Source organism: Staphylococcus sp. AS1337 (assembly GCF_051408735.1).
Classification (GTDB): Bacteria; Bacillota; Bacilli; order Staphylococcales; family Staphylococcaceae; genus Staphylococcus; species Staphylococcus xylosus_B.
Genome location: NZ_JBOIHZ010000003.1, coordinates 227,293 through 246,937 on the forward strand (window position 1 = coordinate 227,293; position 19,645 = coordinate 246,937).

Genomic DNA, 19,645 nt, shown 5'->3' on the forward strand with positions numbered 1-19,645 from the left:
TAAAACAATAACATTGACAACTATACCTGCTAGGGGTATATTTGTGGTGTAAAAGGTCTAATGTTATAGATATTTATTTACAAACTGAAAGGAGGCCACTTTAATGAGTAAACAGAAAAAAACTACTTTCAACATCACAGGTATGACATGTGCAGCTTGCGCCAACCGTATAGAGAAAAATTTAAATAAAATGGATGAAGTGGAAGCAAATGTTAACGTTACAACTGAAAAAGCCACAATAAGCTATAATCCTAGTTCAACTTCTACTACTGATCTTTACAATACAATAGAAAAAACAGGATATGGTGTATTAAATGAAAAAATTGACTTAGACGTTACAGGCATGACATGTGCAGCGTGTTCTAACCGTATTGAAAAGGTACTGAATCGTACTGATGGTGTAGAGGAAGCAAACGTTAACCTTACAACCGAAAATGCTACGATTGTATATAACTCTAATTCAACTTCAGTTGATACTTTAATTCAAAAAATTCAAAAATTAGGCTATGATGCACAACCCAAAAAAGAAGCTAATGAGAAACAATCACGCAAAGTAATAGAGTTAAAACATAAACTTACCAAATTAATTGTTTCGGCTATATTGGCTTTACCATTATTATTAACTATGTTTGTACATCTCTTTAATATGCATTTGCCTTCTATTTTAATGAATCCATGGTTTCAGTTTATCTTAGCAACTCCGATACAATTCATCATTGGTTGGCAATTTTATGTTGGAGCTTATAAAAATCTTCGTAATGGTTCAGCAAATATGGATGTACTAGTAGCATTAGGAACTAGCGCAGCTTATTTTTATAGCTTATATGAGATGATTAAATGGCTAAACGATACAAACATTACGCCTCATTTATATTTCGAAACAAGCGCTATACTCATTACACTTATTTTATTTGGTAAATATTTGGAAGCACGTGCAAAATCACAAACAACAAATGCCTTAAGCGAATTACTAAACTTGCAAGCTAAAGAAGCACGTGTACTACGTAACAAAGAGGAATATATGATACCTTTAAGTGAAGTCGTAGAAGGTGATTATTTAATTATTAAACCTGGAGAGAAAATACCTGTAGATGGTATAATTCTAAAAGGAAAAACTTCTGTAGATGAATCTATGTTAACTGGTGAATCTATACCCGTTGAAAAAGCACAAAACGATTATGTTATTGGTTCAACAATGAATCAAAATGGCGTTCTCACAATTGAAGCAACAAAAGTAGGCAAAGATACTGCGCTCTCTTCTATTATTAAAGTAGTTGAAGAAGCTCAAGGTTCTAAAGCACCTATCCAGAGACTTGCTGACATTATATCTGGTTATTTTGTGCCTATTGTAGTTGGGATCGCGATACTAACATTTATTATATGGATTACTTTAGTACACCAAGGTCAATTTGAACCAGCCTTAGTAGCAGCAATTGCCGTAATGGTTATTGCTTGTCCTTGTGCACTTGGGTTAGCTACTCCTACTTCTATTATGGTAGGTACTGGAAAAGCTGCCGAGAACGGTATTTTATTTAAAGGTGGAGAACATATTGAACGTGCGCATCAAATCGATACCGTTGTCTTAGACAAGACGGGAACAATCACACACGGAACACCTGTAGTCACTGACTTTGATGGCGATAATGAAGCATTACAATTATTAGCTAGCGCTGAAAAAGCTTCTGAACATTCACTCGCAGAAGCTATCGTAAATTATGCAAAAACAGAACAAGTTAATTTATTAGAAGTTCATGACTTCGAAGCGGTACCTGGACGCGGCATCAAAGCTACGATTGATGGAAAATCTTTATTAGTAGGTAATCGTAAATTCTTAGAAGATTATCAAGTAACCATTAGTAGTTCTGAACTACAATTATCCAAGTTTGAACAATCAGGTAAGACGGCTATGTTGATAGCGATTGATCAAAAATTACGTGGTACAATCGCAGTAGCCGATACTGTCAAAGATTCTACCAATAAAGCAATCCAACAGTTACATGATTTAAATATCGAAGTCGTCATGTTGACTGGGGATAACCAACGTACAGCAGAAGCCATTGCCTCACAAGTTGGTATAGATATAGTCATTGCACAAGTGTTACCAGAAGAAAAAGCGGCTAAAATAAAATCATTACAAGCTAATAATAAGACAGTAGCCATGGTTGGAGACGGCGTAAATGATGCACCAGCTTTAGTCCAAGCAGATATTGGTATTGCTATCGGTACAGGGACAGAAGTTGCCATAGAAGCTGCTGATATTACCATTCTTGGTGGCGATTTGTTACTAGTACCTAAAGCAATCACAGCTAGTAAATCGACTATACGTAATATACGTCAAAACTTATTTTGGGCATTTGGTTACAACGTTGCAGGTATTCCTATTGCTGCACTAGGGTTACTTGCACCATGGATTGCTGGTGCTGCAATGGCTTTAAGTTCTGTAAGTGTTGTCACTAATGCACTTAGATTAAAACGCATGAAATTATAATTAAAATTTGAGATGATTCATATGAATATCATTATTTTTAAGGAGGTGATTGATATGACAACTGAAACAATTAAAGTAGAAGGTATGAGTTGTGAGCACTGTAAACACGCAGTAGAAAGTGCATTAACAAATTTAGATGGTGTATCAACAGCTAATGTTAATCTTGAAGAAGGTAATGTTAAAGTTGATTTTGATGATAACAAAGTCACATCACCAAACATGTACGAAGCAATAGAAGATCAAGGTTATGACGTAAAATAATATATTAAAAACACGTCAAATATAAGCATCATCGATAACACGATTGAATTAAGATTTATAAGGTATGTTCTCAAAACAAAGTGGCTAGGACATATATAATGTCTCAATCTCCACTCAGTGTGATAGCAGTTGCTGATTAGAGTTGAAAAGCTTGGTCTAAAAGCTTTTCAACTCTAATTTGCTTTGCCAGGGGTAGGACAACGAAATTCTTTTTGAAAAATTAGGTTTCTGTCCCGCCCCTTTTTTATATTTAATATTTTACATCTTAAATATACATAATTGCTCCTTATTAATTTACGCGTAATTTAGTGTCACCAGTCTCAATAACATCAATTGTCGCATCTAAAGCATCGACAATGAGGTTTTCAACGGCAGCATCTGTATAAAAAGCAATATGAGGTGAAACAATAACATCTTGTCGTTCGATTAATTGCTTTAATACTTCATCCTTTAATTCTGAATGTCGTTGATCACTTGGAAACAATCCCTTTTCCCCTTCATATGTATCAAGTGCTACTCCTTTCAAAGTACCGTTATCCAGTGCGTGTATTAGCGCACTAGTTTTTACAATGGAGCCTCTTGCACAATTGATAAATACTGATCCTGGTTTAAATTCATTAAACAATGCATCATCAAATAAATAATCATTATCCTTACTTGCAGGAATATGAACCGTAACAATATCCGCTTCTTGCACAGCTTCATCAATACTATTAGCATACGTTAAAAATGGCTTATAGCGTTCATTAGGAGCAATATCATAAGCAATAACTTCAGCTTCAAAGCCTTGTGCAAATATCTTAGCAACAATTGAACCGATACGACCAGTTCCTATAACAGCAACTTTCAAATCTTTAATAGATCGTGATAAGATAGCTGGTTGCCATCTAAAATCATATGAAGCTGTTTTCTGTTGAATATCATTATAATTTCTGACCAAATTAAGTGCTTGTGATACCGTATATTCAGCAATAGAATGCGGGGAATAAGATGGCACATTAGAAATAATCAAATCATATTTTTGAGCTAAATCGAAATCATATATGTCAAAACCAGCACTTCGTTGCGCAATTTGCTTAATTCCAAATTCATGTAACTTGCGGTATACATCTTCACCAAAAGGAATTTGCTGTGATATCGAAACACCATCAAAGCCTTTTGTACGATCGACAGTTTCTGACGAAAGTAATGCTTCATCTAAATCGACAGTCACACTATGCTTTGTTGACCATGCTTTAATATAAGGTAAATCTTCTTCTCTTACTCCAAAAATTTTAATACTTGTCATAAGTTAATCACTCCAATAAGATTTATTCTATTCATAAAGGTGCTTAAGCGATTGTATTCTTTCCGCAGCCTCTAGTAACGATACATCATCTAAAGCTAAAGAAATACGCACATAATTTTTTCCATGTTCTCCAAATGGTATACCTGGTGCAACAAGAATTGACTGTTCTTGTAATAAATAATCAACAAAACTTTCTCCATCAAAGTCTGTCGGTGTACGCAACCATAAGAAAATACCACCTTTCATTGGTTCAAAAGGTATGTCCGCTTGTTGTAATTTAGCTTCAAATTCATTTCTACGACGTTTAAATGTTATATTTTGCTCTTCTAGAAAATCATCATAATTATTCAAAGCGTATGTTGCTGCGTCCTGCAATGCACCAAACATACCTGCATGTGTATGTGACTGATATTTTTTTAATGCTTGTATAATATCTTTATTTCCTACTGCAAATCCAACTCTAAAACCTGACATATTATATCCTTTAGATAATGAAAATACTTCTACTGCTAGGTCTTTTGCTCCATCTGCTTGCAATATACTAGGATTTTTAGCATCAAAGCCAAAGGCACTATACGCAAAATCATGAACGATCTTTGTTTTTGTTCCCTTAAAACGCTCAATCGCTTCCTCAAATACTGATTTTGTAGCAACTGAACCTGTCGGGTTATTTGGATAAGTCAAATAAACTAAACGTGTATTGAGTAATGTTTCTTTGCTTATTTTGTCCCACTGAGGCAAATAATAAGGCGGCTCTAAAACGAGCGGTTGTGGTTGTGCATCGGCAAGTAACACCCCTGCTTTATAATCCGTATATCCTGGATCTGGTAGTAATACATTTTCTCCTGGGTTAACGATACATGTAGGTAAACCTACAAGACCATTTTTAGTACCATATAGAATACACACTTCATCTTCTTTATCTAATTCAACTTGAAATTGTCTTTGATAAAAATCTACTATTGCTTGTTTAAATGAGTCTTTACCATGGAAAGCAACATACTTTTGATTATCAGGCTGACGTAGCGCATCAGCAAAACAGTCAATAATTCCTTTGGGAGTTTCACCATCAGGAATACCTACAGCCATATTAATTAAAGCTAAAGGACCATGTTCTACTTTCTGTCCCATTGTTTTTGCGAAATAACTATCTGGTATCTGTGCCAATCTATCCGAAATTGCCATAAAAGTCCTCCTATTAAAAAAACTATATGCCGACCTGTGTGGCATATAGTTACACATGTCACCTATCTTTCAAGCATTAACGCTTGCTGGAAGTAGCACAGTACTTTTATATAAAAGTCTGTTGCTGAAGCTTCATCAGGCCAAATCCCTCAGCTTCTCTGGATAAGTTTATTTTTAAATTACCATTAATTTTATCAGAATATTCACGCTTGTCAATCTACTTATAAAACAAAAAGTGACATCAAAATCTCATAGAATAATAAGACCTAGATGTCACTCACATAAAAGCATCAAATAAAATAATAAAACCCGGAACATAAACGTTCCGGGTTTTTCAACCTAAGATAACTAAACATTTCTATTTAGTTATTTAGATCTTACCACCATCCATTAGAAGCACGGAAAGCCATCGCTGCTTCCATTGAACCGTAACGGCTTTCACCGTAGTTAATCATACCTTTAGTTTGGCTAGCTACTGAACCAGTTCCCCATGATTCTTTAGTTTGACCTAAACCTCTGTAACCTGCTGGGTTAACAGCATTTGGGTTACCGCTTGATTCAGGCATTACAATTGAATTCCACATAGCTTCTGTACCACCTGAAGCTAAGAATTGAGCTTTAACTGATCCACCAGTTGATGCAGCTGATGTTTGAGCAGCTTTATAAGTTCTAGTTGCAGCACTTGTTTGTGCAGTTTGAACATTTGAGTTAGATGAAGCTTTAGGAGCTTCAACTGCTGCTACTGGATTATTACTTGATTGTTTTTGAGCACTTACTTCGCTAGCTGAAGTTTCATTAGTATTTGTAGTTGCTTGAGTAGTTACATCTTGTACTGAATTAGAAGTTGCACTTTGAGCACCTGCAGCTGTGTAATTCCATGACCAAGATTGACCATTTGAAGTGAATGTATATTCATTTCCACCTAAAACGAAGTTATAGTTGTACGCGCCAGCGTGTAATGGTTTTTGGTTTAATTCTTCAGGATTGTTTTGAGCTAAATCAGCTAAATGCGCTTTATCGATATTTTCTTCTGAAGCGTGAGCTTGATTGTGATCTGCTGTTGTTGCATATCCTGTTACACCTAATGCTACTGCTAATGATGATGCTAAAATTGTTTTCTTCATAATTAAAAAATCCTCCAAATTAAAATCTTTTTAAGTAAAATTATATTTTCGTTAAATTATTTATCGTATGTGCTAAAATCGATTAATTTTTATGCTTTATTTTTTCGCCACAAATAATATAACACATATTTCGCCTATTTATATTACACTTCCATAACAAAACGTTACAAAAGAAAAGACTCTTTGTAACATTGAAATACTATTGTTTTGTTTTGTAATGCATAATTCTTGCATTGTTTTCAAAATATATTGTGTATAGCACTGATATATTAAGCTTCGTCCCTTTATCAGCGAACGGTTTCACATTATCTGAATTATTACAACAAACCTTTTTGTTACACAATTGTAAAATAATAAAAGAATAAAAAATATATATTTTGGAGTAAAACTTGCAATTTTTTTTGTCTAAATTTTAAAAAGACCACTGCTTTGTGGCCTTTTTAATATACTTTATTATTTTATCCAATATCCAAAACATTACATTATATTACAAAAACAACTATACATTTTAAACATTATATATAATTTTACGCCAAGAATTTAAAAATTTCTCTATCATATAATTTCAACGTTTTCATATAAAATGTATTTATCAAATACCCCATTACAAATGGAACTACAAAAAACGCAATAAATACGTATATTAAATTTAATAATACTGAATCTTCCATAAATCTAAATGCACTTATTGGCCCAACAAGCCCAATAATTCCAAAACCTGCTGATTCTTTTGTTCCACCAATTCCTATGAGCGCACCAACAAAACCAGTGATTAGTGCATTTGAAAAGATTGGTAGTAAAATAATAGGATGCCTTACCATATTAGGTATCATCATTTTCACACCACCTAAAAAGATTGTCAGAGGTACGCCTGCTCTATTTACCTTTAACGTCCCTGCAACTAATGCACCTTCACATGCCACAATTCCAAGTGAAGCAGAACCAGCCGCTAGACCACTAATACCTATAGCTAATGCAGTAGCTACAGTTGATATAGGTGAAATAATTATAAAACTAAATACTAATGCAATAAGCATAGACATCAATACTGGTTGTAATTCTGTAAATGTATTGACTAAATTACCAATACCAGTTGTAATCATTTGGACATATGGCAATATAATTACGCCAATAAAGCTAGCTATGACACCGACAATGGTCGGCAGAATAATTAACGTTAAACTACCAAATCTTTCTCCAACGACTAATATTAAAAATACAGCAATTGCTGCAGTGATCATTGTGTTAATAAGATCTCCAACACCTACAAGCATCCAAGCACCATCTTTAAATTGCGCTGCGCCACTCCCCACAAAAGCAGAGCTCGCCACAACAGCCGTTGCTAAAGGTGATAAATTGAATCGCATTGCTATAAGTGCACCAACTAATAATGGTACAGTAAATTGAATACTTTCTACTACTTGTAATAATGTTTGAAAAACCTGGTACTTAGGAGCGAAAAGTTTAAATAGTTCTCCTAATATAGCATTAGGTATTAACCCTGCTACTATAGCAATTGCTACACCAGATAGTACATTATATAAAAATTGTTTTGGACTTACTTTAATCATAGAAGTTCCCCCTAAGCTGAAATAAATACTAATATATCACATTTTCTTAATTTTCAGAATATTGTTCCTGTATTTTCCTCAAATATTTTTATATCAAATTAACAACTAAAATTACACAACTATGATCAAAATATTACAGCATAAAAAAGTAGGTAGCCGAAATCTCAATTTTAAATTCACTTTCGGCTACCTACTTCTATATATAATTAACACGTTTTCATAATCAACAAATTTTAGTGTTTCATTAAATTTGTTGTTAGTACCAGCCCTTGAGATGCTGTTTCAAAAAATTCCAATTTTTGCAATTGGGTCTCCTTAGGTAAACTTTTTTCAAATTGTTCCCATATCCATATAGCAATATTTTCAGCAGTTGTATTCATTTCGGGTAATGTGTCATTTACCAACTGACCATCTAAATACGGTTCAATTTCTGTTTGGTATAATTTATCTACTTCATTGAAATCTAATGCCAATCCATATATATCTATATCTGATAAAATCTCAATATTAAATTGATATTGTTGATCTTCTAGGTCTTTATGCACTGTATTTGTAAAATAAATTCGATTATCACAAGTAAATTTATAATAATTCTTTATCAAAACTTGACCATTGCGATATTTAAACTGGCCAGGTGGTTGAATATGATCAAATTTAGTCATTACGATCACTCCTATAGTCATTTTTATTAATATACCCTTTTATATAACAAGTACATACTTATCCATAAATGTTTCTTATTCAATTTTTAAAGGTAATGATAAAACTAATTAGGTAAACATTGGAGGAGATTTATTACATGACGGTATACATTCAAAGAATTTATGAAGACAAACAGCAAGAAGGCTTACGGATACTCGTAGATCGCGTATGGCCAAGAGGTATAGCTAAGAACGATGCAAATTTAGATCATTGGATCAAAGAAGTAGCGCCAACTTCTGAATTAAGAAAATGGTTTAACCATGATCCCAAGTTATATGCTGCTTTTAAAGAAAAGTACGAGAAAGAACTTCGCGAAAATATTAGCCAAAAACAAGCATTTGAAGAATTGCAGAATAAAGTTTCTGAGACTTATAAAGATATCATTTTATTATTTGGCGCTAAAGATAAAAAGCATAATCAAGCTGTTGTGCTTCAAGCGTTATTACAGTAAACAACTATAATTAAAATAAATGAACGTAAAACTACCGCTTACCCTATCAGCACCTTAGGGTAAGCGGTAGTTTTTTTTATAATGATGTTACAATATACATTCTAGTCATTTTAGTTCATATAGACTTTTCTCACCATCTGGTAATTTTTCAACAAAATCTTTAGGATCTTCTGCATAGTCATTACCAATGCCACCATTCATTCTCTGAAAATGAAGGTGAGACCCAGTCGTTTGTTCTCCTGTATTACCAGAAAGTGCAATTACATCTCCCGCTTGTACATTGTCTCCTACTTTAACTTTAAATTGATTTAAATGCATATACCATTGGTGATACCGTCCGTTCGTTTCAGCTATTTGCACTACTTTGCCACCTAAGTCATTCTCAAATGTGCGAGTAACCTTGCCATCTGTTGCGGCTTTAACCGGCGTATCTTCAGGCAAATCATAATCTATCCCATAATGTTTCCCATCAAAACCGCTAAACTCATATTTACCAAAATTTTCTGTTTCTCTGCTCCGATCAAAAAAATCTGTATAAGATGTCGATCGCTCATTTTTATTATTTTGGTTACTGATTTCTGAAAAATTTTCATTTATACTTTTTTGTATATAATCCATATTCGCCATCAAGAAAATAAATGGAACGATTATAATGATTAATAGCACAATTGTTTTCAACGTATTTTTCACTAAATGAATCACCTTTTAAATAGTTATTATTAGTTCATAAGTATACTTTTTATAGTTCCAAAAAACTAATAATCCGCTTAAAAAGAACCTCATACTTTAGTTTGACATAAAAATTGGGAGGGAAATGCAATTTCTTATTTTCGCTGCCACAATTAACTCAAAACTACGCAATTATTATTTTACATGGTATTATAGCGCAACCAAACAGTGTGCATACAATACCCATTTAAGTTTTCATTATTTATATCTATACTTAAAAGTTATTGGTCATCACTATAACTTTTAAGTATGTCCTCCATTAATGTCCATACGCGTTCAACATTTACAGCAGTCGCAAAATAAGCATTTTTTTCCTTATTTGTAATATTATTTAAATCAACAGCCATCGTTCCATAGGTAAGCGCACTTTGGTGTTCGATATCAATATGTGTTTGTTGCATTGTAAATAAATCGGGCTCCAACAAATACAAAATTGTACAAGCATCATGTATAGGCCCACCATCCATATTAAAGTGTGTTTTGTATGTAGATTTAAAGAATTCTAAAAGTTCTACAACAAATTTTGCAATTTGATTGTCTATTGCTTTGAACCTGTTGATAATGGTATCGTTTGCCAATACTTGATGCGTTACATCTAAGCCAAACACGTTGATAGGCACACCACAATCAAATACACGTTTTGCCGCTTCAGCATCAACCCAAATATTAAATTCTGCAGTAGGTGTCCAATTTCCAAAGGTTCCTCCACCCATAATCGTTATAGAATCTATATATTGCGTAATACGCGGATCCTTAATTAAAGCCGTTGCAATATTCGTTAAAGGGCCTGTAGCCACTAGCGTTACAGGTTCTTCACTATGTTTTAGTGTTTCAATTATTACATCAGCGGCATGACTTTGCGTTGGTTTCAACGAAGGTACTTCTGGTAATTTTGGACCGTCTAATCCACTATTACCATGTATTTGTGATGCAAATGAAGCTGGCTTAATCAGTGGTCTTGTAGCACCGACAGATACACTAATATCTCCTCTTCCCATTACTTCCAATACGTTTAAAGCATTTTTGGTATTTTTTTCAACTGATTGATTACCAGCCACTGTTGTTACAGCCAATATATCTAACGTACTATTTTTAGCTCCTGCTAATATTAACGCAATCGCGTCATCATGACCTGGATCACAATCCATAATAATTTTTTTACTCATATTCTTCACTCCAATCATAAAAATACATGACGTGTATATTTCAAAGTTAAAAGTTATTAGACTGCATGTTTTTTGTACTGTCTATACATAATTGCAAGTACAACTAACCACAATGGCGCAAAGATCACACCTATTCGTGTTTCTGGATTTACAAATAATACACAAAAAATAAAAGCAAAAAATATGATGATACATAATGCCATTACTTTACCACCAGGCATTTTAAATTTACTTCCTTTATGCAAATCAGGTCGAGCTCGTGTATATCTATAATACGCAATCATAATCAATGTCCATAAAAATATGTTTAATACTGTTGAAACAGTACTAATATAAACGAATACAGTTGTCGCATTAGGTATAAAATAATTTAGTAGTACTGCAAAAAGCAATAATATACATGTCACTAAAATCGCTGTAACAGGTACACCTCTACGATTCGTTACTTGGAACTTAGGTGGTGCTTGTTTTCTATCTGCTAATCCAAACAATGTTCTACTATTTGCAAATATCCCACTATTACAAGCAGATGCCGCTGCAGTTAATACAACAAAATTAATAATCCCTGCAGCAAATGGGATACCGACTAACGCAAAAACTTTAACAAACGGACTGCTATCTGGATCTAATTGATTCCAAGGTATAATAGAAATAATGACTGCTAGAGCACCGATATAAAATATTAGAATTCTAAATGGTACATTATTAATAGCTTGTGGAATAGTTTTATGAGGATTTTTAGTTTCTCCTGCTGTAATTCCAATCATTTCAATACCAAGGAAAGAAAAAATCGCCATCTGGAATGACATTAAAAATCCAGATATACCGTTGGGAAAAATCCCTCCATTATTGTAAATATTAGAGACACTTGCATGTCCAAATGGCGTTTGATAAGCCATTACAATCATAACAATACCTATAATAATCAATGCGAGGATAGTAACAACTTTAATAATAGCAAACCAAAATTCTAATTCTCCAAACAATCTCGTACTTAGTAAATTGAATGACATTAGCAATAAGATACAAGCTAATGCCGATAACCAATTTGGAATTTCTGGATACCAAAATGATACATATTTAGCTACGGCTGTAACCTCTGCCATACCGGAAATAATCCATGTTAACCAATAAGTCCAACCAGTAATAAAACCAGCGAGCGGCCCAACATATTCATTTGTTATATCCGCAAATGAATTGAATTTTGTATCTGAAAGTAACATTTCCCCCATAGCCCTCATAAACATAAATAATGCAAATCCTACGATAATATATGTTAGTAAAATTGATGGACCTGCCAAACTAATAGACTGTCCAGCTCCTAAGAACAGACCTGTACCTATTGCGCCACCAATAGCAATTAATTGTATATGCCTATTACTTAACTCTCTCTTTAATCTGTCTGCCATAGTTCCTAACCCCTTAACCTTGAAATATGCGCACATTTCTATTTTACTACTTTTTCACTTGAACAAGAACGTTACACCAAATTCACATTAAAAGTGTATTAACATGCTTTTAGCAAATAATTTTTCCTATTATATTTACTATTAACTCAATAATAAAAAAGTCAAACCACTTTATGTATACGCTTACATAATATCACAATCATAAATCAACTATATTCATATTTCAACTTAAATTATTTTTTTAAAAGTTTTCTATACAATACTTATATCGCACCTATAAATATTCTACTCTTGCTTATATTATAAAAACTGTTAAATTAAAAATATTAACTTATACATATCTAAGGGGGGGTTTGATGCGCGCGATTTTTATAGGTATTCTCGGAGCATTATTTTTTTCAATCACTTTTATTCTAAATCATTCTATGGCAAGTAGTGGTGGCAATTGGTTATTTAGTGCTTCATTACGTTTTATATTTATGTTCCCATTTCTTTTTATTTTTGTTTATATTAAAAAAAGACATGGATACATACTTGAACATATTAAAAAGTACTTTTTACAATGGTTACTTTGGAGTACTCTTGGTTTCGTCTTTTTCTATATTCCCATTACATTTGTCTCCAATTACAGCCCAGGTTGGTTGATATCAGCAACATGGCAACTAACAATTATATGTGGTTTATTACTTGCACCTTTATTTTATGAATATATTCAGTTTGATAAACAATTAGTTAAAGTTAGGGAACGTATTTCTTGGCGCTCTGTTAGTACTTCTAGCGTTATGGTGTTTGGTGTCGTGTTAGTTCAAATACCTCAAATTACGTCCATAGAAATGCAAACCTTTATTCTCTCTGTTGTTCCACTTATCATTGGAGCTTTCAGTTATCCGTTGGGTAACCGTAAAATGATGGAACTTGTAGACAATGAATTAACAACAATTGAACGTATTTATGGTATGACCTTAGTTACGTTACCTATCTGGATTATTATCTTTGTAATCGGTGTTTTCAAAAGTGGATTCCCCTCTTCTAATCAAGTATTACAAACTTTTTTAGTCGCTGTATTTTCTGGTATCATCGCGACTACACTCTTTTTCTATGCTACGAATTTAGTAAAAAACAACCAAGCTAAATTAGCTGCTGTTGAAGCAACTCAAGCTACTGAAATAATCTTTACACTCATTGGTGAAATGTTATTTCTGGGGTTACCTTTACCAGATTCTATTAGTATTATTGGTATCATTATTATCACATTAGGTATTTTTGTTTATAGCTTTATGAATGCCAAAATTAGAGAAAACAATAGTGATATTCAAAAATTCAACTAATGTATCAAATAATATCAATGTATACTATTTGATACATTTTCAAAAATGACTAATAAAATATAATGAACACTATATCTACAATTTGAACTAAACAGTCACATTGACATTCTTATTTGAAAGCAAGATAATTTATATCAAATAGCATTGCTAGTGATATAAATTAAAGGAGGTTCAAGGTCAATGCCGACAACTCATGTTGACCCAAGAATTACCAGAACTAAAAAATTATTAATGGATGCCTTCCGAGCTATAGCAAAAGAAAAGAAACTTCAATCCATAACAGTAAAAGACATTACAGACCGTGCAACTGTTAATCGTGCAACGTTCTATGCTCATTTTTATGATAAATATGACATCATGGATTATACATTATCAGAAACTTTACTTAAAAACTTAAATTATTCATTAAATGTATCAACGGAACTCAATGAAGAAACACTATGTAAAAGTTTTATTACTATCACAAGCTATATTCAAGAAACTCATAACGAATGCAAATTAAATAGTGAAGCTTATGGTCAAGTTGTAGAAAAAAAAGTAAAAGAAGAATTAGAGGATATCTTTCTAACACTGCTAGTACAACAACATGTTAACGAAAATCGTGAAACGCTTGCTACAACTGCAAGATTCTTGTCTTGGGGGCTTTATGGAATAGCAAAGCATTGGTTCCATACGAGTCAATTACCAGCACAAACATATATTAAACAAGCACTTCCTTTCTTAATGAATCAAAATACTAATTAAATATATTTAAAGAGCGGAGCTATAAAATCAAATGGTATTTTTGATTTTATAGCTCCGCTTTATATTTTATACTGTAATTTAAATATCACTTTACATTTTCAAACATATCAAATGTATTTTTTTAATTCTTTATTCTCTATTTTCATTTATAAAATCTAACACTTTACCTGTTATCGCCACTGCGCTATTACTTTCACCCTCAATACCACCTTGATGCAATCCAATAACTTCATTATTTTCATTAAAGAGTGGTGAACCAGAATTACCACCATAAGTACTCGCATCATATGTAAGTATATTACTATTATTAGCTAAAATTTCTCCTTTACTTTCCCACATTGTTGCTAGTGACTTATCTCCAGGATACCCAGTAACCGTTATAGGTTCGCCTCCACTAACATTTGAAGCATCTTGTAACGTTGCTGGTTGAACAACATCACCTACTGATTGACCCTTTTTATTTTCATTAAAATGAACAACCACTAAATCTTCCTCACCAGGGTATGCTTTTATTTCTTTTTCAGTAAAAGTACCATTAGGAAATGTATTAGCATCTTTGGCAGCTGGTGCAAAGGTCATGTTGCCATCCGAAAGGTCTGCAACATGCTTATTCGTTAACACCGTATTCTTATCTATTACAACACCTGTCGCGATATTGTTTCCAATATTGATATAACCAATAGATTGATAATGTCCACTGTTTGTATTTTCAATTTGTGTTCTATCTTCGTTGGGTAATATAACTCTTGGCATTGCTTTGTTTTCAGCAGGACGTTCTGCTGTATTTTGCGTTGCTTCAGTACCTTGTGCTGTAGCATTAGTACTCTGAGCATCAACCTTACTATCACTATTAAACATTGCTAATGACAATACAGCGATAAAAGCACATGAGATACTATTAATTAATATTCTTTTCAACATAAATTAACCCTCCAATAAAATATAAATCTCTTCTTCAATTTAAAGAATTTTCTAAAAATAATCAAATTATATTATATTTTAAATTTCTTTATGAAAAATCATCTCATTATAAATAGAATACTTTATATTCATTAAATAAAGATTTTACGTATCTAAGCAACATTTATGATTATTTGTTGTTTACACGATATATGCATAAACATGTTGTTTGCTTTAATTAGAAACACGTTATACAATACATTTATACAACAGGTGTTAGTTAGACGATTCGTGTTGTAAATTAAAAGTTAGGAGGGATAGACGTGACAACAATCCAACACCATCATGGATTCCAACGAACTTTTCAAAAGGATCACTTGACCTTAGGGTTAGCATTTCCTTTCGACAATTCAGAAGACCGTGAATTATCATTTGAAAATCAAATTGAGTTAGCTCAATATGCTGAAGAACTCGGATTTACTAGCCTATTTGTGCGTGACAGTCCGCTTTATAGTCCCCATCTAGGAAATGTAACGACAAACTACGATCCGTTTGTATTTTTATCTTATCTCAGTGCCAAAACATCTAAAATCGCTCTCGGAACCTCTAGCATTGTTGCTACATTACGTCATCCAATTCATATAGCTAAGGCAGCTACTTCTCTTGACTTAATTTCAAATGAGCGCTTTTTGTTAGGTATGGCAACAGGAGACCGTAAATTTGAATTTCCTACATTTAAGATAAAAGAAGAACAGTTAACCGAAAAATTTCAAGATACTATTATGGCTATAAATGAGTTATGGCAAGTACATTCACCAGATATATCGAACTCAATATTTGAATTATACGAAGACTCAGGGCTACAAATGTTGCCAAAGCATAAACATATCCCAATGTTTGCCACAGGCTATTCAAAACAACAAATGTCTTGGTTAAAGTCCAATATGGACGGCTTAATGTTTTACCCACAACCATTTCAACAACAGAAAGCGCTACTTCAAGATTGGCACAACAATGATACTTTCAAACCATTTATGCATCCGCTTGTTGTAGATTTATCAAACCAACCGAACGAATTAGTGAAACCTATTAAAGGTGGTTATCGGTTAGGTATAAATACTTTAATAAAAATTCTAAAAGCCTATGAAAAAATCGGCACAAATCATATTATGTTACATTTAAAATCAAATAGCAGATCATATAAATCATTATTAACAGAAATTGGCGATTATGTAATACCACATTTCCCGCCACACTTATTACAGGAGGAACATAAAAATGACATTATTAGACAGAATTAATGAACTTGCAAATAAAGAAAAAGTAGAAGTATTGAGTGTTGAAGAAAAAAAAGAACAACACACATTAAGACAAGAATATTTACAAATGATTCGTGGACAAGTTATTAATACATTTTCAACAATGAAAGTAGTTGATCCATTAGGTGAAGATGTCACACCTGATAAAGTTTATAAATTACGTGAAGAAATGGGAACATTAGACCTTAATTAAAACACAAAAAAGGAGTGAGTCAGCAATCTAGTTAAAGATAGATTGCTTGCTCGCTCCTTTTTTATATCTTATTATGACAAGATTTGTTTCATAGAACGTTTAACACTTCCCGCATACATGCCACCAAATTTAACTAAATGAACCATCAATAAGTACAATCTATAGAATTCGAGACGCTTTTCTACATCTTCGTTTAGTGGATAATGTTCATTATATTTATTGTAAAATGCTTCTGTAAAACCACCAAAGACAGTAGTAATACCTAAATCAAATTCTCTATCACCATATAATGGCGCTGGGTCAAATAACGCTGGTGAACCATCTGTCAGAAACATATAATTTCCACCCCATAAATCGCCGTGCAATAAAGAGGGTTTACTTGGATGTTGTTTTAATGTATCTACAATTATTGAACGTACAGATTCATATTGTGTAACATCGTCGTCGCTCCACTCCCCTTGCTCTACTAAGGTATCTTTCAGATGATCTAAGCGTCGATCTACAAATAATGTTATCCAATTATCTGTCCAACTATTATCAAATGTTATATCTCCACCTTCATAAGGTAAATCAAAACCAAACTTGCCATTTGTTTGTTGCTGACTATGCATTTGGGCTACTAATTCTCCTAATGCTTCTTGACTTCCTGTACGACCTTCATCTAAATAAGTTAATAGTAAATAAGCGTCGCCCTCAATTTCACCACTACCTATTACTCGTGGTGCAGTAATTTCTGCTTCTTCAAAAAGTTCTAAACCTGAAATTTCTGCGGCAAAAAAAGATGCCTTTCGGTTTCGTTGAACTAATAGAAAATAGGCTCCCTCAGTTGTCTCAATTTTAAATGCTTCGTTTACATCTCCACCGCTAACAGGTGAAATAGACTTTATATTATTTAAAGGCAATTGTGTTTGCCATGACTGTTTCATGAGTTATACCTCCAATTATTATAATTAAAAATAAATACATCATTATTATTGCCTTTTTTAACTTATGTAATCACTCACATGTTCAAATGAATTATATGTGAAAGTTTTAATAATTCTTTTATTTACTCTAGGCATATAATACGTAAAATGCTAGTCTATTAAAGACATCTTTTTCAATTTTACTTTTTTAAATTGACTAAGCACTCATCACAATACATAGTTTTATTACAAATAATTTGATAAATGGAGCGATCATGATATGTATAAACTCATCAAACCTATTTTATTCCAAATAGATCCTGAAAAAGCGCACGGCATGACAATTAACGTGCTCAAATTCGTCCAAAAACATCCAAAACTTTTACCTGTTATTAACCAATTATTTCACTATGAAAATGAACGCTTATACCAAAATATCAAAGGCATCCATTTCGACAATCCGATTGGATTAGCAGCAGGTTTTGATAAATCTTGTGAGGTACCTAAAGCCTTAGAAAACGCTGGTTTTGGTGCACTTGAATTAGGGGGCATCACACCTATACCACAACCTGGTAATCCCAAACCACGGATGTATCGCTTAGTGGAAGATAATGCACTGATTAACAGAATGGGTTTTAATAATCTAGGCATGAACAAAGCTTTAAGTAATCTACGCAAATATAATTATCAAATTCCAATAGGCCTAAATGTTGGTGTTAACAAGACCACATCTTATGATACGCGTTATGAAGATTATATTAAAGTTATCGATACATTTAAAAATGACGTTACCTTTTTTACGGTTAACATCAGCTCTCCTAATACAAAAAACTTACAAAGTTTCCATGATAAAGATGAATTCTCCCAATTGTGTGAAGCTATTCAATCTTATAAAGAAAAGCAAAATCTAAACGTCCCTATTTTCATCAAACTTACATCTGATTTAACATTAGATGGTCTTGGTCAAATGTTAGAACCGATAACACAAACCTTTGACGGTATTATACTAGCCAATACAACTCAACAACGTGAGCACTTAAATTCAGACAATCGTCATGAAACAGGTGGATTGAGCGGAAGACCATTATTCAACCGTAATCTAGAATTAATTTCATATGCTTACAAACAAACAAATGGTGATTTCTTAATTATTGGTACAGGTGGTATTTTCAGTGATACTGATGTAATTAAAATGTTACGTAGTGGTGCTTCATTAGTACAAATATATAGTTCTTTAGTCTTTGAAGGACCTGGGTTAACTCAAAAATTAAATAAGCAACTCGCACATTATCTCAAATCTAATGGTTATAGTAATGTTAGCGAAATTATTGGGTTAGACTCCTAATATTTCTAGGTGATTGTCTGTGCTCATTCTTGCACTACCTCTTTTACTTTAATAATAATAGGGTATATGTATAATAAAAGGAGGTAGTGCCATTATGTATAAAAATATATTATTAGCTTATGATTTTGATAATTCGTTTAACAATGTACCTGAAGAGTTGCAAAATCTAACCGCTGGCGCAGATGAAGCTGAAATTACAGTATTCCACGTTATACCAGAAAGTGAGTTAGAAACTTCAGTACGGTATGATAATAAACACTTTGAAGATTTGGCACATGAAAAAAGCGAATTACTCGAACCTTTTGTTAACAAATTAGAAGACCTAGGTTTAAATGTAAATATTAGATTTAGTACAGGCTACATCAAAAACTCAATTTTGTCAGAAATTAACGAACATAGCTATGATATTATTGTAATGAGTAATACACGTACAAAATCAGATATTAAAAATATACTTGGTAATGTGACACACAAGATCGCAAGTAACGTAGATATACCTGTACTTATCGTAAATTAGCTTTCATACAAAAAACTCAA

19 protein-coding genes and 1 riboswitch are annotated in these 19,645 nt (G+C 32.8%); of the genes, 9 read left to right on the plus strand and 10 right to left on the minus strand.

Annotated features, from left to right (window positions below):
- Window positions 1–103 precede the first annotated feature (103 nt).
- Entirely contained in the window at window positions 104–2,488 is a 2,385-nt protein-coding gene (locus ACSUE0_RS06570; RefSeq protein WP_119614551.1) for a heavy metal translocating P-type ATPase, read from the plus strand.
- Window positions 2,489–2,542: 54 nt separating this feature from the next.
- Complete coding sequence (gene copZ, locus ACSUE0_RS06575) at window positions 2,543–2,749, plus strand: copper chaperone CopZ (protein ID WP_119614550.1); 207 nt, start codon at window positions 2,543–2,545, stop codon at window positions 2,747–2,749.
- 289 nt (window positions 2,750–3,038) lie between these two features.
- Here the strand turns inward: copZ and ACSUE0_RS06580 are convergent, their stop codons facing one another.
- From ACSUE0_RS06580 to ACSUE0_RS06600, 5 genes are all read right to left on the minus strand, one after another.
- On the minus strand, window positions 3,039–4,037 hold the full coding sequence (locus tag ACSUE0_RS06580; protein WP_119614549.1) for a D-lactate dehydrogenase: 999 nt from the start codon (window positions 4,035–4,037) through the stop codon (window positions 3,039–3,041).
- A gap of 27 nt (window positions 4,038–4,064) precedes the next feature.
- Window positions 4,065–5,222 (minus strand): aminotransferase class I/II-fold pyridoxal phosphate-dependent enzyme, encoded by a 1,158-nt coding sequence (locus ACSUE0_RS06585; RefSeq protein WP_119614548.1) that lies wholly within the window; start codon window positions 5,220–5,222, stop codon window positions 4,065–4,067.
- Between the two features lie 59 nt (window positions 5,223–5,281).
- A riboswitch (SAM riboswitch) is annotated at window positions 5,282–5,391 on the minus strand.
- A 208-nt stretch (window positions 5,392–5,599) separates the two neighbouring features.
- Entirely contained in the window at window positions 5,600–6,346 is a 747-nt protein-coding gene (locus ACSUE0_RS06590) for a transglycosylase (RefSeq protein ID WP_436956627.1), read from the minus strand.
- 527 nt (window positions 6,347–6,873) lie between these two features.
- The gene (locus ACSUE0_RS06595; protein ID WP_436956628.1) at window positions 6,874–7,917 is read right to left on the minus strand and encodes a PTS transporter subunit IIC; all 1,044 of its coding nucleotides are present in this window, start codon (window positions 7,915–7,917) and stop codon (window positions 6,874–6,876) included.
- A gap of 233 nt (window positions 7,918–8,150) precedes the next feature.
- Window positions 8,151–8,579 (minus strand): 6-pyruvoyl trahydropterin synthase family protein, encoded by a 429-nt coding sequence (locus ACSUE0_RS06600; RefSeq protein WP_436956630.1) that lies wholly within the window; start codon window positions 8,577–8,579, stop codon window positions 8,151–8,153.
- A gap of 137 nt (window positions 8,580–8,716) precedes the next feature.
- Between ACSUE0_RS06600 and ACSUE0_RS06605 the strand changes: the two genes are divergently transcribed.
- Window positions 8,717–9,070 carry a DUF488 domain-containing protein gene (locus ACSUE0_RS06605; RefSeq protein ID WP_436956632.1) on the plus strand — a complete coding sequence of 118 codons (354 nt, stop codon included), beginning with the start codon at window positions 8,717–8,719 and terminating at the stop codon, window positions 9,068–9,070.
- Window positions 9,071–9,175: 105 nt separating this feature from the next.
- Here the strand turns inward: ACSUE0_RS06605 and ACSUE0_RS06610 are convergent, their stop codons facing one another.
- The 3 genes from ACSUE0_RS06610 to ACSUE0_RS06620 form a co-directional block, all read right to left on the minus strand.
- Window positions 9,176–9,697, minus strand: a complete 522-nt coding sequence (locus ACSUE0_RS06610; protein WP_430459424.1) for a M23 family metallopeptidase — start codon at window positions 9,695–9,697, stop codon at window positions 9,176–9,178.
- A gap of 323 nt (window positions 9,698–10,020) precedes the next feature.
- Window positions 10,021–10,965, minus strand: a complete 945-nt coding sequence (locus ACSUE0_RS06615; protein ID WP_119614830.1) for a nucleoside hydrolase — start codon at window positions 10,963–10,965, stop codon at window positions 10,021–10,023.
- Between the two features lie 56 nt (window positions 10,966–11,021).
- On the minus strand, window positions 11,022–12,374 hold the full coding sequence (locus ACSUE0_RS06620; RefSeq protein WP_119614829.1) for an amino acid permease: 1,353 nt from the start codon (window positions 12,372–12,374) through the stop codon (window positions 11,022–11,024).
- Window positions 12,375–12,730: 356 nt separating this feature from the next.
- Here ACSUE0_RS06620 and ACSUE0_RS06625 point away from each other — a divergent pair, with 356 nt between their 5' ends.
- The gene (locus tag ACSUE0_RS06625; protein WP_436956634.1) at window positions 12,731–13,702 is read left to right on the plus strand and encodes a DMT family transporter; all 972 of its coding nucleotides are present in this window, start codon (window positions 12,731–12,733) and stop codon (window positions 13,700–13,702) included.
- 180 nt (window positions 13,703–13,882) lie between these two features.
- On the plus strand, window positions 13,883–14,446 hold the full coding sequence (locus tag ACSUE0_RS06630) for a TetR/AcrR family transcriptional regulator (protein ID WP_119614827.1): 564 nt from the start codon (window positions 13,883–13,885) through the stop codon (window positions 14,444–14,446).
- A gap of 129 nt (window positions 14,447–14,575) precedes the next feature.
- On the opposite strand, the gene ACSUE0_RS06635 is transcribed toward ACSUE0_RS06630, so the two are convergent.
- Window positions 14,576–15,367, minus strand: coding sequence for a trypsin-like serine peptidase (locus ACSUE0_RS06635; RefSeq protein WP_119614826.1), 792 nt, complete (start codon window positions 15,365–15,367; stop codon window positions 14,576–14,578).
- A gap of 302 nt (window positions 15,368–15,669) precedes the next feature.
- On the opposite strand from ACSUE0_RS06635, the gene ACSUE0_RS06640 reads away from it, so the two are divergent.
- On the plus strand, window positions 15,670–16,647 hold the full coding sequence (locus tag ACSUE0_RS06640; RefSeq protein ID WP_119614825.1) for an LLM class oxidoreductase: 978 nt from the start codon (window positions 15,670–15,672) through the stop codon (window positions 16,645–16,647).
- Window positions 16,625–16,858: a DUF896 domain-containing protein gene (locus ACSUE0_RS06645; RefSeq protein WP_119614824.1), complete on the plus strand. Its 234-nt coding sequence runs from the start codon at window positions 16,625–16,627 to the stop codon at window positions 16,856–16,858. The genes ACSUE0_RS06640 and ACSUE0_RS06645 overlap by 23 nt, the downstream gene beginning before the upstream one ends.
- A gap of 71 nt (window positions 16,859–16,929) precedes the next feature.
- Here the strand turns inward: ACSUE0_RS06645 and ACSUE0_RS06650 are convergent, their stop codons facing one another.
- Window positions 16,930–17,784 carry a fructosamine kinase family protein gene (locus ACSUE0_RS06650; RefSeq protein WP_119614823.1) on the minus strand — a complete coding sequence of 285 codons (855 nt, stop codon included), beginning with the start codon at window positions 17,782–17,784 and terminating at the stop codon, window positions 16,930–16,932.
- 259 nt (window positions 17,785–18,043) lie between these two features.
- Between ACSUE0_RS06650 and ACSUE0_RS06655 the strand changes: the two genes are divergently transcribed.
- Both ACSUE0_RS06655 and ACSUE0_RS06660 read left to right on the plus strand, forming a co-directional pair.
- Window positions 18,044–19,108 carry a quinone-dependent dihydroorotate dehydrogenase gene (locus ACSUE0_RS06655; protein WP_436956637.1) on the plus strand — a complete coding sequence of 355 codons (1,065 nt, stop codon included), beginning with the start codon at window positions 18,044–18,046 and terminating at the stop codon, window positions 19,106–19,108.
- A gap of 94 nt (window positions 19,109–19,202) precedes the next feature.
- Window positions 19,203–19,625 carry a universal stress protein gene (locus tag ACSUE0_RS06660; protein WP_119615225.1) on the plus strand — a complete coding sequence of 141 codons (423 nt, stop codon included), beginning with the start codon at window positions 19,203–19,205 and terminating at the stop codon, window positions 19,623–19,625.
- The last annotated feature ends 20 nt before the right edge of the window (window positions 19,626–19,645 follow it).

Excerpts from the sequence above, each read along its gene's own strand:
- ACSUE0_RS06570 (WP_119614551.1), top strand. The coding sequence starts at position 104 with ATGAGTAAACAGAAAAAAACTACTTTCAACATCACAGGTATGACATGT.
- copZ (WP_119614550.1), top strand. The coding sequence starts at position 2,543 with ATGACAACTGAAACAATTAAAGTAGAAGGTATGAGTTGTGAGCACTGT.
- ACSUE0_RS06580 (WP_119614549.1), bottom strand. The coding sequence starts at position 4,037 with ATGACAAGTATTAAAATTTTTGGAGTAAGAGAAGAAGATTTACCTTAT.
- ACSUE0_RS06585 (WP_119614548.1), bottom strand. The coding sequence starts at position 5,222 with ATGGCAATTTCGGATAGATTGGCACAGATACCAGATAGTTATTTCGCA.
- ACSUE0_RS06590 (WP_436956627.1), bottom strand. The coding sequence starts at position 6,346 with ATGAAGAAAACAATTTTAGCATCATCATTAGCAGTAGCATTAGGTGTA.
- ACSUE0_RS06595 (WP_436956628.1), bottom strand. The coding sequence starts at position 7,917 with ATGATTAAAGTAAGTCCAAAACAATTTTTATATAATGTACTATCTGGT.
- ACSUE0_RS06600 (WP_436956630.1), bottom strand. The coding sequence starts at position 8,579 with ATGACTAAATTTGATCATATTCAACCACCTGGCCAGTTTAAATATCGC.
- ACSUE0_RS06605 (WP_436956632.1), top strand. The coding sequence starts at position 8,717 with ATGACGGTATACATTCAAAGAATTTATGAAGACAAACAGCAAGAAGGC.
- ACSUE0_RS06610 (WP_430459424.1), bottom strand. The coding sequence starts at position 9,697 with ATGGCGAATATGGATTATATACAAAAAAGTATAAATGAAAATTTTTCA.
- ACSUE0_RS06615 (WP_119614830.1), bottom strand. The coding sequence starts at position 10,965 with ATGAGTAAAAAAATTATTATGGATTGTGATCCAGGTCATGATGACGCG.
- ACSUE0_RS06620 (WP_119614829.1), bottom strand. The coding sequence starts at position 12,374 with ATGGCAGACAGATTAAAGAGAGAGTTAAGTAATAGGCATATACAATTA.
- ACSUE0_RS06625 (WP_436956634.1), top strand. The coding sequence starts at position 12,731 with ATGCGCGCGATTTTTATAGGTATTCTCGGAGCATTATTTTTTTCAATC.
- ACSUE0_RS06630 (WP_119614827.1), top strand. The coding sequence starts at position 13,883 with ATGCCGACAACTCATGTTGACCCAAGAATTACCAGAACTAAAAAATTA.
- ACSUE0_RS06635 (WP_119614826.1), bottom strand. The coding sequence starts at position 15,367 with ATGTTGAAAAGAATATTAATTAATAGTATCTCATGTGCTTTTATCGCT.
- ACSUE0_RS06645 (WP_119614824.1), top strand. The coding sequence starts at position 16,625 with ATGACATTATTAGACAGAATTAATGAACTTGCAAATAAAGAAAAAGTA.
- ACSUE0_RS06650 (WP_119614823.1), bottom strand. The coding sequence starts at position 17,784 with ATGAAACAGTCATGGCAAACACAATTGCCTTTAAATAATATAAAGTCT.
- ACSUE0_RS06655 (WP_436956637.1), top strand. The coding sequence starts at position 18,044 with ATGTATAAACTCATCAAACCTATTTTATTCCAAATAGATCCTGAAAAA.
- ACSUE0_RS06660 (WP_119615225.1), top strand. The coding sequence starts at position 19,203 with ATGTATAAAAATATATTATTAGCTTATGATTTTGATAATTCGTTTAAC.